We start from the raw sequence: 15,600 nt of genomic DNA on the forward strand, positions 1-15,600 counted from the left end.
CCGCTTTAAGCTAATCGAGCACCATCCAACCAAATTTGACGCAGTAGATCGTGTTTTTAATACGTTTGTCATGTTTGGTTCTCAGCGGAGCCGGGCCGCCAGCCCCTCCGGCGCCCCATCGGGACGGCGATGCCCGCCACGGTGACCAGGACGCCTGCGGCGAGCGCTCCCAGCGCGACCCAGAGCGAGATCGAGATGGCCCGGGAATCCTCGGGGGGCTGCGGCCGCACCGCGTTCCCCGGCAGCGGGGCCGCCTGGCGCGGCGCGAGCGCCACCTGCTCGGACGGCAGGATCGCCGAGACCGCCAGCAACGGGTTGACCATTCCCGCGCCGGTACCCGCCCCCGCGCCGCCGTTGGCGGTCAGCTCGACGCGCCGCCGTACCCGCACGTTGTCCAGCCCCGGGTGGCGGGCGCGGACCAGCGCGACCACCCCGGCCACGTACGGGGCGGCGAAACTGGTGCCCTCCAGGTTCTCCCGGTAGGCCCGCCCGGCCCAGGTGCTCGTGACGCCCTTGCCGGGGGCCAGGACGGAGACGGGGGTGACGGCGTTGGAGGAGTCGGCCCTCGCCCCGTCGGGTCCGGCGGCCCCGACCGAGAGGACCCCCTCGTAGGCGGCCGGGTAGGCGGGCCCGGGGGTGCCGTCCTCCTTCTGCACGTTGCCGGCCGCGGCCACCACGACCGCGTCCATGGCGAGGGCGTAGTTGACCGCGTTGCGCAGGTCGGCGTGGTCGCGCGCCTCGACCGACACATTGATCACGTCGGCGCCCAGCTCGGCGGCCCGCACGATGGCCAGGGCCAGCCGGCCCACGTCGCCGGTGCCGTCCGAGGTCTGCTTGACGGAGATCAGCTTCGCGTGCGGCGCGACCCCGGTGAAGGGCACCCCCTTGATCTCTGCCGCCGCGATGATGCCCGCCACCGCCGTACCGTGACCGAGGCAGTCGCGGGCCCCGGTGGCGGTCAGGTCGATCGACCGGGTCCTTCTCAGCTGGGGGTGCCTGGTGTCCACCCCGCTGTCGACGACCGCGACGGTCACCCCGGCCCCCTTGGTCAGCTCCCACACCTCGGGAAGGCTGAGCCGCCGCTGGGCCCAGGACTCCCCGATGCTGGTCGTGCCGCGCCCGGGATTGCACCTGACCGGCGCGGCGGCCGTCCCCGTCGTGCCCGCCGTCCTCGTCGTGCCCGCCTTCACCGCCGGGGCGGCCCCCGGCCCCGTCTCTGCCCGCGCCTCCACCCCGGCCACGGCCGGCGGCGCCGCGATCGCCGCCAGCACCAGCACCGTGACGAGCATCCGACCGATCACGAAACGCCCCCAGAACGACCCAGAACGAACGGTCCCCGAGCGAAACGGCCCCCACGCCGAGACGCCTCCGGAACGAGAAGACTCCAGAAACGGGTGAATACCGGGCAGCACCCTACTCAGCTCGATCGCGTGCCGTCACGGCGCGGCGGGATTCTCCCGGCCGGAGGCGCGACCCGGCGGTCATAAGCTTGCGTGGGCGGGCGAGCCGGCCGGGAGTCGGCGGGTCCCGCCCACGTCCCGACGCGAACCGACGCGAACCGATGTGAGACCAGGAGCAGGCTTGAGCCAGTACCCATGGGGCGAGGCGACCGCGACCGGCATCGGGTCGCATCCGGGGGAGGACCACGCGGAGGCGGTCAGGGTCGCCTTCGGCGAGTCGCCCGCGCTGCCGTACCTGCCCGAGCTGCCCGCCCGCGGCGTCGGCGCCGACATGATCGGGCGCACCGCGTCACTCCTGCTGGAGCTGCCCGTCGAGGTGCAGCCGTCGGGCTGGCGGTTCGCCGACAGGCCGGGCCGCGACTTCAAGCGCGCCCGCGACCACCTCGTACGCGACCTCGACGGGCTGGAGGAGGTGGCCCAGGGGTACGAGGGCCCCTTCAAGATCCAGGTGTGCGGGCCGTGGACGCTGGCGGGGGCGATCGAGCTCCGGTACGGCGACAAGACGCTCGCCGATCCGGGCGCGGTGCGCGACCTGGTGGACTCCCTGACCGAGGGGCTCGCCGCGCACGTCGCCGACGTGCGCCGCAGGGTGCCCGGGGCCTCGCAGATCGTGGTCCAGATCGACGAGCCGGGGCTGCCCGGCGTCCTCATGGGCACGGTACCGACCGCCTCGGGCTTCGGGCGGCTCGCCGCCGTCGACCGCCAGATCGTCGCCGACCGGCTCGCGGCGGTGCTCCCCGCGGGGACGTTCACGGTCGTGCACTGCTGCGCCCCCGGCGTGCCCTTCGGGGTGCTGCGCACGGCGGGCGTGGGGGGCGTCTCGCTGGACGCCCACCTCATGAGGAGGCGCGACGAGGACGCGATCGGCGAGACCGTCGAGGCCGGTACCGCCCTGTTCCTCGGGGTCGTGCCGGGAGTGGACGCCAGGCTCCCGGACGTCGACGTGGTCGCCGAGCCCGCCATCGGGCTCTGGAACCGCCTCGGCTTCCCCGCCTCGACCCTGGCGTCGCAGGTCGTGCTCACCCCCGCCTGCGGCCTGGCCGGGGCCTCGCCCGCCTACGCCAGGGCGGCCCTGGCCGCCTGCCGCAAGGCCGCCCGCGTGCTGCAGGACGACCCCGGCGAGTGATCCGTACGGCTCCCGCGCCGCTCGCGACCGCGCCCGGGCGGTGCCGTACGGGAGCGGCGAGGGCTTGTCCAACTCGGGGCAATGGCGGGATCGCGTTGTCGGTGCTCGAAGATACGTTTGTCCTGGGCGACGACGATGGGAGAGACGGGCGATGGGCGCTGAGGTCGAGGGTGTGCCGGTGGCGGCGCTGGAGCGGCACGCGGAGCTGACCGAGCTGGTCGAGGAGGCCAACTGGCGTTACCACGTGCTCGACTCGCCCACCGTGAGCGACGCCCAGTACGACGGGTGGATGCGCGAGCTGCGCGAGCTGGAGGAGGAGAGCCCGGCCCTCCGCACGCCCGACTCGCCCACCCAGAAGATCGGCGCGCCGATCTCCAGCGACTTCACCCCGGTCAAGCACCTGCAGCGGATGGAGAGCCTCGACAACGCCTTCAACGCCGACGACCTCGCCTCCTGGCAGGCGAGGGCCGAGCGGCTGGCCGAGCGCGACCCCGCGCCCTACCTGTGCGAGCTGAAGATCGACGGCCTGGCGATCGCGCTGCTCTACGAGAAGGGCCGCCTGACCAGGGGCGCGACCAGGGGCGACGGCCGCGTCGGCGACGACGTGACGGCCAACGTCCGCACGATCGCCAACATCCCGCACCGCCTGACCGGCGACGACGTGCCCGACGTGGTGGAGGTCAGGGGCGAGGTCTACATTCCCGTCGAGGAGTTCGAGAAGCTCAACGAGCAGCTGGTCGAGGCGGGCAGGGCGCCGTTCGCCAACCCGCGCAACTCCGCCGCGGGCTCCCTGCGGCAGAAGGATCCGCGCGTCACCGCGCAGCGGCCGCTGTACATGATCGTTCACGGGATCGGCAGGTGGGAGGGCGCCACCGCGCCCCGCGCCCAGTCGGAGGTCTACGAGCGGCTGAAGGGGTTCGGCCTGCCGGTCAGCGATCTCTACAAGGTCGTCGACGACCTCGACGGCATCAACGCCTTCATCGAGTTCTACCGCGAGCACCGCCACGACCCGGCCTACGAGATCGACGGCGTCGTGGTCAAGGTCGACCGCATCGAGCTGCAGCACAACCTGGGCTCCACCAGCCGGGCCCCGCGCTGGGCGATCGCCTACAAATACCCGCCGGAGGAGGTCAACACCAAGCTCCGCGACATCCAGGTCGCGGTGGGCCGCACCGGCCGGGTCACCCCGTACGGCGTGATGGAGCCGATCGTCGTGGCGGGCTCGACGGTCGAGCGGGCCACCCTGCACAACGCCTCGGAGGTGGCGCGCAAGGGCGTGCTGATCGGCGACACCGTGGTGCTGCGCAAGGCGGGCGACGTCATTCCCGAGATCGTCGGCCCGGTCGCCGACCTGCGCGACGGCACCGAGCGCGAGTTCGTGATGCCGCGGCGCTGCCCGGAGTGCGACACCGAGCTGGCGTACGAGAAGGAGGGCGACGCCGACCTGCGCTGCCCCAACACCCGGGCGTGCCCCGCCCAGCTCCGCGAGCGCATCTTCTTCGCGGCCGGGCGCAGGGCGTTCGACATCGAGGGGCTGGGTTACGTGGCGGCCACCGCGCTGACCCAGCCGCTGCCGCCGCAGGAGCCGCCGGTCCGCACCGAGGCGGACCTGTTCGACCTGACGATGGAGCAGCTGCTGCCGATCAGGTCGGTGGTCCGCGACCCCGACACCGGCCTGCCGAAGACCGATCCGGAGAGCGGCGAGCGGAAGGTCGTCACCTTCTTCGCCAACCAGAGCGGCGAGCCGAGCAAGAACGCCGAGAAGATGCTGGAGCAGCTGGAGAAGGCCAAGGACCAGCCGGTCTGGCGGGTGCTCGTCGCGCTCTCGATCCGGCACGTCGGCCCCCCGACGGCCCAGGCGATCGCCGGCGAGTTCCGCTCGATCCCCGCGATCGCGAAGGCCTCGGAGGAGGAGCTCGCCGCCGTCGAGGGCGTCGGCCCGCGCGTGGCCGCGGCGATCCACGACTGGTTCACGGTCGACTGGCACCGGGAGATCGTCGACCGCTGGGCGGCCGCCGGGGTCCGGATGGTCGACGACCCCCCGGCCGACCAGCTCCCGCAGACCCTGGCCGGCCTGACCTTCGTGGTGACCGGCACGCTCGCCGGCTTCACCCGCGACGAGGCGGGCGAGGCCCTCGCCGGCCGGGGCGGCAGGGTCTCGGCGTCGGTGTCGAAGAAGACCTCCTTCGTGGTGGTGGGGGAGAACGCCGGTTCCAAGTTCGACAAGGCGGTCAAGCTCGGCGTGCCGATCCTCGACGAGGCCGGCCTGCGGATTCTGCTGGCCGAGGGGCCCGAGGCGGCGTCGAAGGTGACGGTGAGACCCGAGGAGTAAGGACCGTCCCGCCGGTGTCTCGCAGTGCTGTGTCTTAAAAACGTGCGAATTGCTCGTGACGGAACGTGCGCAATCGGTTTCGCGAAGTGGCCCGCAGGCCGTACTCTCCCATAATGAACTAATGGGGGTTTTGTTACTCATGGCCGACCCAACCGACACTCGCGACACCGGACCGCGACCGGGAACGCCCCTGTGGGCCTACCTCGCCGCCGTCATCACGATCGGGTTCATCGCCCTCGTCGTGTCCCTGCTGCGCATAGACGTGGCCGAGGCCGCGGAGCTCGTCCGCAGCCCGCTGTTCTGGATGCTCGCGGCCCTGGTCGTGCTGGGCGAGCTGCGGCCGGTGGTCCTGTCGTCGTCGATGACGGTGGGCGGCACCTACCCGTCGACCATGTTCACCTTCGCCGCGCTGCTCCACTACGGCCTGCCGGTCGCCGTGCTGCTGCAGGCGGTCGCCATGGTCGTCAACGGGGCCGTCACCCGCAAGGCGAGCCATCGGGTGATGTTCAACATCGCGCAGGTGACGCTGGCCTGCACCGCGGCCGGGCTGGTGCTCGGGCTGTTCAGGGACCGGTCCGTCACGGTGGCCTCCTGGGTGCCGGACGGCTCCGACCTGCTGGCGATCGGGCTGGCCGGGCTCACCTACTTCGCGGTCCGGGCCCTGCTGGTCTCCGGCGCGGTGGCGCTGCACGAGCGCAGGTCGATCCACCGGGTGATCAAGACCACGATCGGCCACCAGAGCCTCGTCTACGCCGGGCTGCTCGGCCTGGCCCCGCTCGTCGTGGTGGTGATGAACCACTCGCCGGCCCTGGTGCCGCTGTTCCTGGCGCCGATGGTGGCGGTCTACTTCACCGCCACCATGTCGGTCCGCCGCGACCACCAGGCGATGCACGACGTGCTGACCGGGCTGCCCAACCGCAAGATGCTCGTGCTCAGCACGGAGGAGGCGCTCGCCGAGGCGCGGGACGGTGAGAGGGTCGGCCTGTTCCTGCTCGACCTCGACCGGTTCAAGGAGATCAACGACACCCTCGGGCACCCGGTCGGCGACCGGCTCCTGCAACTGGTCGCGCACCGGCTCACCCACAGCGTCCGTCCCGGCGACGTGGTGGCCAGGCTCGGCGGCGACGAGTTCGCCGTCCTGCTGCCCTCGGTCAGGGACGCCGCGGCGGCCAGGGAGGTGGCGGCGCGCCTGCGGGTGGCGATCACCGAGCCGGTCCGGCTGGAGGGCATGAGCTTCGATCTGGACGCCTCGTTCGGCATCGCGATCTACCCCGACCACGCGCCCGACTTCGAGATGCTCCTGCAGCGCTCGGACGTGGCGATGTATCTCGCGAAGGAGGGCAGGACCGGGGTCGAGATCTACGCCGCCGACAAGGACCGGAACAGTCCCGAGCGGATCAACCTCCTCGGCGACCTGCGCAGGGCCATCGACCGCTCCGAGCTGCGGCTGCACTACCAGCCCAAGCTCGACCTGGCCGGCGGGCAGGTGCGGGGGGTGGAGGCGCTGCTGCGGTGGCGCCACCCGGAGCGGGGAATGATCTCCCCCGGCGAGTTCGTGCCGATGGCCGAGCAGTCGTACCTGATGCGCCACCTCACCGGATACGTCATCGACGCCGCGCTGGAGCAGGCCGCCCACTGGTGGCACACCGGCCTGCACGAACAGATCTCCGTCAACGTCTCGGCCCGCGACCTTCTCGACTGCGCCCTCTCCGACCAGCTGGGAGAGGGACTGGCGCGCTACCGGCTGCCGCCCAAGGCGATCCAGCTGGAGGTCACCGAGCGCATCCTGATGACCGACCAGGCCTACACCGACGGCGCCGTCCGGGCCCTGACCGCGCTGGGGGTGCCGCTCGCGCTGGACGACTTCGGCACCGGCTACTCCTCGCTGGTCCGCCTGCAGCGCCTTCCGGTCGCCGAGGTCAAGATCGACTCCTCGTTCGTCCGTCGCATGGGCGAGTCCAAGGACGACGAGCGGATCGTCCGCTCCATCGTCGACCTGGTCCGCTCCCTCGGCCTGCGCTCGGTCGCCGAGGGCGTCGAGTCGGCGGAGGTGGCCGAACGGCTGGCCGACATGGGCTGCGACCTCGGCCAGGGCTGGCTGTTCGCCGAGCCCATGTCCGCCGCCGACGCGACCGTGTGGCTGCGCAAACACCGGGCCCTCACCACGCACGACCTGGGCTTCCTGCGCCGCACCGAGATCCTCGACCCCCAGCGGGCTTAGCCCTGCCCCGGGTTCCGGGCGCCCGGCGTCGGAGACGTCCACGTCCTCGGACGGCCCGCGCGGGTAGCCGAGGGATTGATCCGCCCGCGACCGTCGCGGTCCTTGTCGGCGGCATGGATCGCGGCGCCGGCTAGTTCCATGCCCGGATGAGATCGTCGGGGCCGTACGTGGCGGTGAGGCCGGAGCAGGAGACCCCGCCGCGCGATACCGCGACGAGCGGGACCAGCTCGTCCGTCAGGGCCGCCCTGTGTCTGGCCAGCGCGGCGAGGTCGCGGTCGTCGAACGAGGCGTTCTCCAGCCACTTGATCGACCCCAGGAAGCACAGCCGCCGGGCGATCGGCCCCCTGTCCGCGCCCACGATGTCGATCTCCACGTCGTTGCTCCTGGTCCAGTAGGAGCCGATCGCGGGCGCCGCCGGCAACCTGTCGTCGGGGAGCAGCCGGGCCAGCGATTCGCGGACGAGGGGTTCCACGGCCCGGCCCCGCCAGGTGCTCCATTGCGCGGCGACCCGCCGCATGGTCAGGTCACCCCTGCGGCGCTCGATCTCGGGCATGTGCGGCCGGATGAAGTGGAGCCAGAAACGCAGGTAGGCGTCGGTCACGCGGTATCGGCGTTCCTTGGAGGGGCGGGTGGACAGCGGCAGCTCACCGGTCACGATCCCTTTGGAGGTCAGAAGCTCGGCCGCCCTGGAAAGGGTGCTGTGCGAGATCCCGCCCGCGCTTCTGGCGATGTTGGTGAACGTGCGCTCGCCGCTGCCGATGGCCCGTAGCACCTCGCTCGCCTGGACGCCGGAGGGGAACTCGGCCGCGAGGGAGCGTTCGGCGGACACCAGGAGGGCCGAGACCGGGTTCGTCAGCGCGGCGTGCAGGTATTCCCAGAGTGACGCCCCGCGAGACCACTCCCCGCAGACGAGCGGGAGCCCGCCGGTGACGAGGGCCGCGTCGAACGCGTCGGCGGCCGTGAGGCGGAGCATCCGCTGGATCTCATGAGGGTTGAGCGGTCCGACGATCATTTCGGTACCGCGCTGGTGGAAGGGTCGCTCGTAGCTGTTCAGCGCCTCCATCATGGACAGGTCGGATCCGATGAGGATCAGCAGAACGGGCTTGCGGCTGAGGAACCGGTCCCAGGCGCGCTGGAGCAGTCCCTCGAAGGCGTCGACGCGGTCCATGAGATAGGGGACCTCGTCGATCACGACGATGGACGGGCTGTCATCGGGAAGCGCGTCCGCCAGCAGCTGCAGCGCGCCGTTCCAGGTGCCGGGCGCCGCCTCGGAGAACGCGTCCCGGCCCGGCAGGTCCGACGTCGCGACATCGGCCGTGAACTGGTGGAGCTCGCTCCGGGCGTCCGCCCGCGCCGAGGTGTAGAAGAGCGACGGCAGGCCGCTGCGGCCGATGAACTCCTCGGCCAGGGCCGATTTGCCGATTCGCCTGCGTCCCCGGATCAGCACGCACTGCCCGGGACGTCCGGTCGTCGCCTCCGCCCGGACGCGGTCGAGCAGGGAACCGAGGGCCGTCAGCTCGTGCTCCCTGCCGATGAACTCGCCCACGCGCGCTCCAATACTTCCACTGGCGATACTACTGCTGGAGATACTATCGCCAGCGATAGTATCTCCAGTGCACATAGGAGCGTACTTCTAAGAAGTACGCTCCTATGTGCCCGGCGGTCGCAGTGAAGTCCTCGATCTCCTTCAGGCTCCGGGGTCGGGAAGGTCCGGAGCCGCTTCCTCCGGGTCCGGAGGGCCGGGGGCGATCCGATCGCCGGGAGTGAGAGATCTTCGCTTGGTTGCGGCAGTGTTAATGAGTCGGGACCCTCAGGTCGCGAGCCATAGGATGACAGTGTCCAATTGCCATTCCACGAAACGGGTTCAACGACTCATGTCCGCCATAACCCGCGACGAGGTCGCTCACCTCGCCCGGCTGTCCCGGCTGGCGCTGGCCGACGAGGAGCTCGACCACTTCGCCGCCCAGCTCGATGTGATCATCGGTGCGGTCGCCCGCGTCGCCGAGGTGGCGGCCGACGACATCCCGCCGTCCTCGCACGCGCTCCCGCTCACCAACGTCTACCGCCCCGACGAGGTACGGCCCAGTCTGACGCCGGAGGAGGCGCTGTCGGGCGCCCCCGCGGTCGAGGACGGCCGCTTCCGCGTCCCGCGCATCCTCGGGGAGGAAGCATGAGCCTCATCCGCAAGTCCGCCGCCGACCTGGGCGCGCTGATCGCGAGCGGCGCGGTCTCCGCCGTCGAGGTCGCCCAGGCCCATCTCGACCGGATGGCCGCCGTCGAGCCCAAGGTCAACGCCTTCCTGCACGTCGACGCCGAGACGACCCTGGAGCAGGCGCGCGCCGTCGACGCCCGCAGGGCCGCCGGCGAACAGCTCGGCCCGCTGGCCGGGGTGCCGATCGCGCACAAGGACGTCTTCACCACCAGGGACATGCCGACCACGGCCGGATCGAAGATCCTCGAAGGGTGGAAGCCGCCGTACGACGCGACCGTGACCCGCCGCCTGCGCGAGTCCGGGCTGGTGATCCTCGGCAAGACCAACCTCGACGAGTTCGCGATGGGCTCCTCCACCGAGAACTCGGCGTACGGCCCCACCCACAACCCGTGGGACCTGTCGCGCATCCCCGGCGGCTCCTCCGGCGGCTCCTCGGCCGCGGTCGCCGCGTACGAGGCCCCGCTGTCCACCGGCACCGACACCGGCGGCTCGATCCGCCAGCCCGCCGCGGTCACCGGCATCGTGGGCATGAAGCCGACCTACGGCGGCTCGTCCCGCTACGGCCTGATCGCCTTCGCCAGCTCGCTCGACACCCCCGGGCCCTTCGCCCGCAACGTGCTCGACGCGGCGCTGCTGCACGAGGCGTTCTCCGGGCACGACGTCATGGACTCCACCTCCGTCGACGCCCCGGTGCCCTCGGTCGTCGAGGCGGCCCGCAACGGCGACGTGGCGGGGCTGCGCATCGGCGTGGTCAAGGAGTTCGGCGGCGACGGCTACCAGGCGGGCGTGCTCGCGCGCTTCAACGAGACCGTGGAACTGCTGGAGTCGCTGGGCGCGAAGGTCTTCGAGGTCTCCTGCCCGTCGTTCACCACCGCCCTCCCGGCGTACTACCTCATCGCCCCCTCGGAGTGCTCCTCCAACCTGGCCCGCTTCGACGCCATGCGCTACGGCCTGCGCGTCGGCGACGACGGCACCCGCAGCGCCGAGGAGGTCATGGCGCTGACCCGGGCGCAGGGCTTCGGCCCCGAGGTCAAGCGCCGCATCATCCTGGGCACGTACGCGCTGTCCAGCGGTTACTACGACGCCTACTACGGGCAGGCGCAGAAGGTCCGCACGCTCATCGCGCGCGACTTCGAGGCCGCCTTCCAGCAGGTGGACGTGCTCATCTCGCCGACGACGCCCACCACGGCGTTCCCGATCGGCGAGCGCGCCGACGACCCCATGGCGATGTACCTGGCCGACCTGTGCACCATCCCGAGCAACCTGGCGGGCAACGCGGCCATCTCCGTGCCGTGCGGCCTGGCCGACGAGGACGGCCTGCCGGTCGGTCTGCAGATCATGGCCCCGGTGCTCGGCGACGACCGCTGCTACCGGGTCGGCGCCGCGGTCGAGAAGGCCCTCGAGAGCCGGTGGGGCGGCGCTCTGCTGTCTCAAGCCCCGGAGCTGTAGGGCTTTTCCGGGATCGTGGGGCGAGGGCGAGGGGGCGACAGGTGACAGGGAGTACGGCGGCATGATCACTCGGATCGAGATCGACGGGTTCAAGTCCTTCTTGAGCTTCGATCTCGATGTGCCGCCCTTCCTCGCGCTGGTCGGCCCCAACGCGAGCGGCAAGTCGAACCTCTTCGACGCCGTGGGGTTCGTGGCGGCCGAGATCGAAGGTTCCGGCGGGCTGCTCGGGGCGGCCCGCGGGCTGCCGGGCGAGCAGTTCCACCGGGTCGCCCACGGCTCGGCGGTGCCGGGGTTCGTCGTCTCGGTGGAGGCGCTCGTCACCCCGGAGCCCGGCTCCGTGGTGCCGATCAGGTTCGACGTGGGCGCGGAGATGGTGCTGAAGATCCCCAGATCCAGCGGTGCCGTCGTCAGCCACGCGGTCCAGCGGATCCCCGAGGAGCTGCTGGAGCTCATGGTCGAGGACCCCGACCCGGAGGGCACGCCCCGCCGCACGGTCCAGTCGTGGCGCCGCTACTCGCCGTCGCCGGCGGCGATGCGCCGCCGCTGTCCCTCGGCGAACCGGGGGCCGCTCGTGGCCGACGGTTCGAACCTGGCCGCGGTGCTCGGGCGGATGGCGGGTACGGAGGCGCTGGCCGACCTCGCGGCCGACCTCGCGGGGGTGGTCCCCGACGTCGTCGGACTGGTGCCGCGCGTCGAGCGCGGCGAGTGCTCCTTCGACCTGCTCGTCGACGGCCAGGGGACGGTCCCGGCGGCGCTGCTGTCCGACGGCACCCTGCGGATCCTCGGCCTGCTCGCCGCCCTGCACGACCCCGACCATCCGGGCACGCTGCTGGTGGAGGAGATCGAGAACGGCGTCCATCCGGCCCGTCTCGGCGAGTTGCTCCGGCGGGTGCGCCGCCGGATCACCGCGCCGGGGGGTCCCGAGCCGCTGCGGCAGCTCATCCTCACCAGCCAGTCCCCGATCGTCGTCGCGGAGGTCTACCGGACCGAGCCGGACGCGCTGACGTTCCTCGACACCGCGGTCCGCGTCGATCCCGACAACGACCGGGTGTCGAGGGTGACCGTGGCCAAGCCGATCCAGCCGGACGGCGAGCCGGGCACGTTCGTCTCGCCCCGGCAGGTCCGCAAATACCTGGGCGCGGCGGCATGAGCAGCCGCCCGCTGGTTCCGGGACTCATCGCGGAGGGGGAGGCCGACGAGGGCTTCCTCGGCATCGTGATCTCCAGGCAGCTGCGCGAGCTCACCTGGATGTCGCCGTACGCCGTCGACGTCGAGGCGACGGAGGTCGTCTCCTGCGACCGGGAGCACATGGTCACCGCGCTGCAGGAGCTCGCGGCCGACTGCCACCTGCTCTTCACGCACGACGACGAGCGGGAGCGCCGCCGCAGGGACGGCGTCCGCTACCACTCGCACTACCTGGTGCCGGTGATCGGGCTGGGAGAGACGGAGGGCTGGCTGCTCGCCGACCCCGCCGCGTGGGCGAGACTGGAGGGCAGCGACCTCAGCAGGCTGCCCGCGCGGCCCCGCGACGTCGAGCGGATCTCCGACCCCGCCGGGGTGCTGGCCACGACCGTCCCCCGGCGCGGCAAGCCGGCCCGCGACTACTTCGAGTACATAGGACGCAACATCGATCTCGCCGTTCTGGCCCAGGTGCCCGCCTACGCGAACTGGGTGGCCGAGACGAGGAACGCGTTGAAGGGACTCGGTTATCTATGACGTTTTCTATGACGTTTTCTATGGAGCAGGAAGTGGTGAACGACAATGAGCGCTGAGACGTTGATGCCGTACGACGAGGCGCTGGAGCGCTTCGAGCCGGTGCTGGGCCTGGAGACGCACGTCGAGCTGGGCACGGCGTCGAAGATGTTCTGCGGCTGCCCGACCACGTTCGGCGCCCCGCCGAACACGCACGTCTGCCCGGTCTGCCTGGCGCTGCCCGGCTCGCTGCCGACGGCCAACGCCGCCGCGATCGAGGCGACCATCCGCATCGGCCTGGCGCTCAACTGCTCCATCGCCGAGTGGTGCCGCTTCGCCCGGAAGAACTACTTCTATCCGGACATGCCGAAGAACTACCAGATCAGCCAGTACGACGAGCCGCTCTGCTTCGACGGCTACCTCGACGTCGAGGTCGACGGCAAGACCGTCAGGATCGAGATCGAGCGCGTCCACCTGGAGGAGGACACCGGCAAGTCCACCCACGTGGGCGGCGCGACCGGCCGCATCCACGGCGCCGACTACTCGATCGTCGACTACAACCGGGCGGGCATCCCGCTGGTGGAGATCGTCACCAAGCCGATCCCGGGGACCGACAGGCTCGCCCCCGAGGTCGCCCGCGCGTACGGCATCGAGCTGCGCGAGCTGGTGCGCGGCCTCGGCGTCTCGGACGTGCGCATGGAGGAGGGCTCCATGCGCTTCGACGTGAACGTCTCCCTCATGCCGCGCGGCTCCTCGGAGTGGGGCACCCGCACCGAGACCAAGAACGTCAACTCGCTGCGCAGCGTCGAGCGCTCGGTGCGGGGTGAGATCGAGCGCCAGGCGGCGATCCTGGCCGGCGGCGGCCGGATCATCCAGGAGACCCGCCACTTCCACGAGAACACCGGCACCACCACCTCGGGACGGTCCAAGGAGGAGGCGCAGGACTACCGCTACTTCCCCGAGCCCGACCTGGTGCCGATCGCCCCCGACCCGGCGTGGGTCGCCGAGCTCAAGGCCACCCTGCCCGAGCTGCCGGGCGCGCGGCGCAAGCGGCTCCAGCAGGAGTGGGGCGTGTCCGACCTGGACATGGCGGCCATGCACAACGCCGACGCCATCTCCCTGGTCGAGGCGACGGTCGCCGCGGGCGCCCCGCCCGCGGACGCCCGCAAGTGGTGGATGGGCGAGCTGGCCCGCCGCGCCAACGAGGCCGGTCTCCCGCTGAGCGCGCTGAGCATCACCCCCGACCAGATCGCCAGGGTGTGCGCGATGGTCGCCGGGGGAGCGCTGAACGACAAGCTGGCCCGCCAGGTGCTGGAGGGCGTGCTGAACGGCGAGGGCTCCCCCGACGAGGTGGTGGCCGCCCGCGGCCTGCAGATCGTCAACGACGAGGGCGAGCTGATGGAGATCATCGACCAGGTCCTGGCGGGCAACGCCGACGCGGCCGACAAGGTCCGCAACGGCAAGGTCGCCGCCGTCGGCGCCCTGGTGGGCGGCGTCATGAAGGCCAGCAGGGGCAAGGCCGACGCGGGCCGCGCCCGCGAGCTCATCCTGGAGCGTCTCGGCGTCTCCGGGTAGTTCGGCCCGAGGTGTCCCGGGAGCCCGAGCGAAAGGTCTCCCGGGAGCTCGCGCCTCGCGCGAAGGGCTTCCCGCGCGTCCGTGTGAAGGGTCTGCCGGGACCAGGCAGTGTGATCAGGAGCTTTCTCCGAACCGAGTACGTGCGTCGGTGAGCGCCTCCGCCCGGATCTCGGCCGGTGTTTTGCCGAACACGCCTCTCAGGTCCGCACCCATCAGGTTCGCGCCGGTCAGATTCGCATCGGTCAGTTCCGTGCCGCTGAGGTTCGCACCGCGCAGGTCCGCGCCGCGCAGGTCCGCGCCACTCAAGTCCGCACGCTCCAGATAAGCGTTGGTCAGGCTTGAACCGTTCAGTTTCGTGCCGATCAGGATCGCATGGAACATGTCCGTGCGGTTCAGGTCCGCGTTGCGCAGGTCCGTGCCGCTGAGGTTCGCGCCGCTCAGGATCGCGCGGCTCAGGTTCGTGCCGGTGAGGTTCGCGCCGCTCAGGAACGCGCCGCGCAGATTCCCGCCGCTCAGATCGGAGCCGCCGAGGAACCTGTCGATGAGATCCGCGTGCGGGAATCGGGCTTTGGAGAAATCGGCGCGGTCGTGGCCGGCCGACGTGGCGCTCAGGGGTGATGGGGTGGTGAGGGCCGGGGCGATGGTGAGGGCGGCGAGGACGTCGGCCGGTGGTCGTACGGGTTCGATGACAACGGTTTCCTTCCACTCGGGGTCGCAGGGTTTGGGCCGAGGTTTGGAAACGCACAGGTCGTGGTTGCGCACGAACGCGGCGAGCACGTTTCTGACGGTGGGGCGGTCGCGGGGAGAGTCGGCGGCGAGGCGCTGGAGGGCGTAGATGGCTCCGAGCCGGACGTCTACGGCGGGTGAGGCGAGTTGCTCGACGGCTTTGGTGTAGCGGTCGGTGATCTGTGCTTCCTGGTTGGCTCCGAGGGCACGGGCGGTGTAGTCCAGGGTGCCCGCGGTGTAGTCGAGAGTGCGGGCGGTGAAGAGGATGCCGCGGATGACGGCGGATGAGGTGATCACGGCGGTGATCGCCTGGAAGGGGCGTTGCCGGTAGGCGTCCCACAGTTCCTGGCGTTCTTTGGCGGAAAGGGTTTCGAGTTCGGCCCGGTCGGGCCGGTCGACGGGCGGGTGGCGGCGAAGGAAGCGGCTGAGCGGCGACACGGCCTTCGGCCGGCGCTCCGCGGTGGTCGGTGCGGTGACGGGGGCGTCCTTGGCGGGGCGCGTGGAGCGGCGGGACAAGTGGGTGAACGTGCGAGTGACTCGGTGCGCTGGGCGGGGGGGCGGCCATGATTCAACGGTAGGGATCGGAGGATCGCACGGTCAGCGGAATGGGCGTGTGCCTGAGCCGGTACGGCCGGCGTATGAGCGTGTGGAGGCCTGGGTCCCTGGTGGCATGGTCTTCGCGGGAATCTAGGAACGATCACTTGTGGGCCGCTCGTGCCCTGCTCATGACGCGCGGGATCGGGCTTCGTGGCCACCGGAAGGCAGGCGGACGGTGAGGCTCGGGCCGCCTGGTGAGTGTGCCGTGGT

Annotated in this window: 11 protein-coding genes; 8 read left to right on the plus strand and 3 right to left on the minus strand. The window is 71.3% G+C overall.

Annotation, left to right across the window (positions count from 1 at the left end; translation table 11 throughout):
- Positions 1-68: 68 nt before the first annotated feature.
- The gene (locus AB0G15_RS28325) at positions 69-1,301 is read right to left on the minus strand and encodes a S8 family serine peptidase (protein WP_362845578.1); all 1,233 of its coding nucleotides are present in this window, start codon (positions 1,299-1,301) and stop codon (positions 69-71) included.
- 280 nt (positions 1,302-1,581) lie between these two features.
- Between AB0G15_RS28325 and AB0G15_RS28330 the strand changes: the two genes are divergently transcribed.
- The 3 genes from AB0G15_RS28330 to AB0G15_RS28340 all read left to right on the plus strand — a co-directional run bounded on the left by AB0G15_RS28330 (position 1,582) and on the right by AB0G15_RS28340 (position 7,139).
- A complete protein-coding gene (locus AB0G15_RS28330; protein ID WP_362845580.1) occupies positions 1,582-2,586 on the plus strand; it encodes a methionine synthase in 1,005 nt (334 codons plus the stop codon).
- A gap of 151 nt (positions 2,587-2,737) precedes the next feature.
- Positions 2,738-4,918, plus strand: a complete 2,181-nt coding sequence (gene ligA, locus AB0G15_RS28335) for an NAD-dependent DNA ligase LigA (protein WP_362845582.1) — start codon at positions 2,738-2,740, stop codon at positions 4,916-4,918.
- Positions 4,919-5,057: 139 nt separating this feature from the next.
- The gene (locus tag AB0G15_RS28340; RefSeq protein ID WP_362845584.1) at positions 5,058-7,139 is read left to right on the plus strand and encodes an EAL domain-containing protein; all 2,082 of its coding nucleotides are present in this window, start codon (positions 5,058-5,060) and stop codon (positions 7,137-7,139) included.
- A 130-nt stretch (positions 7,140-7,269) separates the two neighbouring features.
- Here AB0G15_RS28340 and AB0G15_RS28345 read toward each other — a convergent pair whose 3' ends face one another.
- The gene (locus AB0G15_RS28345; RefSeq protein WP_362845586.1) at positions 7,270-8,685 is read right to left on the minus strand and encodes a DUF234 domain-containing protein; all 1,416 of its coding nucleotides are present in this window, start codon (positions 8,683-8,685) and stop codon (positions 7,270-7,272) included.
- 328 nt (positions 8,686-9,013) lie between these two features.
- Here AB0G15_RS28345 and gatC point away from each other — a divergent pair, with 328 nt between their 5' ends.
- The 5 genes from gatC to gatB all read left to right on the plus strand — a co-directional run bounded on the left by gatC (position 9,014) and on the right by gatB (position 14,067).
- Positions 9,014-9,313 carry an Asp-tRNA(Asn)/Glu-tRNA(Gln) amidotransferase subunit GatC gene (gatC, locus tag AB0G15_RS28350; RefSeq protein WP_329085297.1) on the plus strand — a complete coding sequence of 100 codons (300 nt, stop codon included), beginning with the start codon at positions 9,014-9,016 and terminating at the stop codon, positions 9,311-9,313.
- Positions 9,310-10,800: an Asp-tRNA(Asn)/Glu-tRNA(Gln) amidotransferase subunit GatA gene (gene gatA, locus AB0G15_RS28355; RefSeq protein ID WP_362845588.1), complete on the plus strand. Its 1,491-nt coding sequence runs from the start codon at positions 9,310-9,312 to the stop codon at positions 10,798-10,800. Before gatC ends, gatA begins: the two co-directional genes overlap by 4 nt.
- A gap of 61 nt (positions 10,801-10,861) precedes the next feature.
- Positions 10,862-11,950, plus strand: a complete 1,089-nt coding sequence (locus tag AB0G15_RS28360) for an AAA family ATPase (protein ID WP_362845590.1) — start codon at positions 10,862-10,864, stop codon at positions 11,948-11,950.
- Complete coding sequence (locus tag AB0G15_RS28365; protein WP_362845592.1) at positions 11,947-12,516, plus strand: hypothetical protein; 570 nt, start codon at positions 11,947-11,949, stop codon at positions 12,514-12,516. The genes AB0G15_RS28360 and AB0G15_RS28365 overlap by 4 nt, the downstream gene beginning before the upstream one ends.
- Positions 12,517-12,561: 45 nt before the next feature.
- Complete coding sequence (gene gatB, locus AB0G15_RS28370) at positions 12,562-14,067, plus strand: Asp-tRNA(Asn)/Glu-tRNA(Gln) amidotransferase subunit GatB (protein WP_362845594.1); 1,506 nt, start codon at positions 12,562-12,564, stop codon at positions 14,065-14,067.
- Positions 14,068-14,181: 114 nt separating this feature from the next.
- Here gatB and AB0G15_RS28375 read toward each other — a convergent pair whose 3' ends face one another.
- Complete coding sequence (locus tag AB0G15_RS28375; RefSeq protein ID WP_362845596.1) at positions 14,182-15,309, minus strand: pentapeptide repeat-containing protein; 1,128 nt, start codon at positions 15,307-15,309, stop codon at positions 14,182-14,184.
- Between the last annotated feature and the right edge of the window lie 291 nt (positions 15,310-15,600).

The sequence above is a fragment of the Streptosporangium sp. NPDC023825 genome, from assembly GCF_040639575.1.
In the GTDB taxonomy this organism is placed as follows: Bacteria; Actinomycetota; Actinomycetes; order Streptosporangiales; family Streptosporangiaceae; genus Streptosporangium.

Excerpts from the sequence above, each read along its gene's own strand:
- AB0G15_RS28365 (WP_362845592.1), top strand. The coding sequence starts at position 11,947 with ATGAGCAGCCGCCCGCTGGTTCCGGGACTCATCGCGGAGGGGGAGGCC.
- gatB (WP_362845594.1), top strand. The coding sequence starts at position 12,562 with ATGAGCGCTGAGACGTTGATGCCGTACGACGAGGCGCTGGAGCGCTTC.
- gatC (WP_329085297.1), top strand. The coding sequence starts at position 9,014 with ATGTCCGCCATAACCCGCGACGAGGTCGCTCACCTCGCCCGGCTGTCC.
- ligA (WP_362845582.1), top strand. The coding sequence starts at position 2,738 with ATGGGCGCTGAGGTCGAGGGTGTGCCGGTGGCGGCGCTGGAGCGGCAC.
- AB0G15_RS28360 (WP_362845590.1), top strand. The coding sequence starts at position 10,862 with ATGATCACTCGGATCGAGATCGACGGGTTCAAGTCCTTCTTGAGCTTC.
- gatA (WP_362845588.1), top strand. The coding sequence starts at position 9,310 with ATGAGCCTCATCCGCAAGTCCGCCGCCGACCTGGGCGCGCTGATCGCG.
- AB0G15_RS28340 (WP_362845584.1), top strand. The coding sequence starts at position 5,058 with ATGGCCGACCCAACCGACACTCGCGACACCGGACCGCGACCGGGAACG.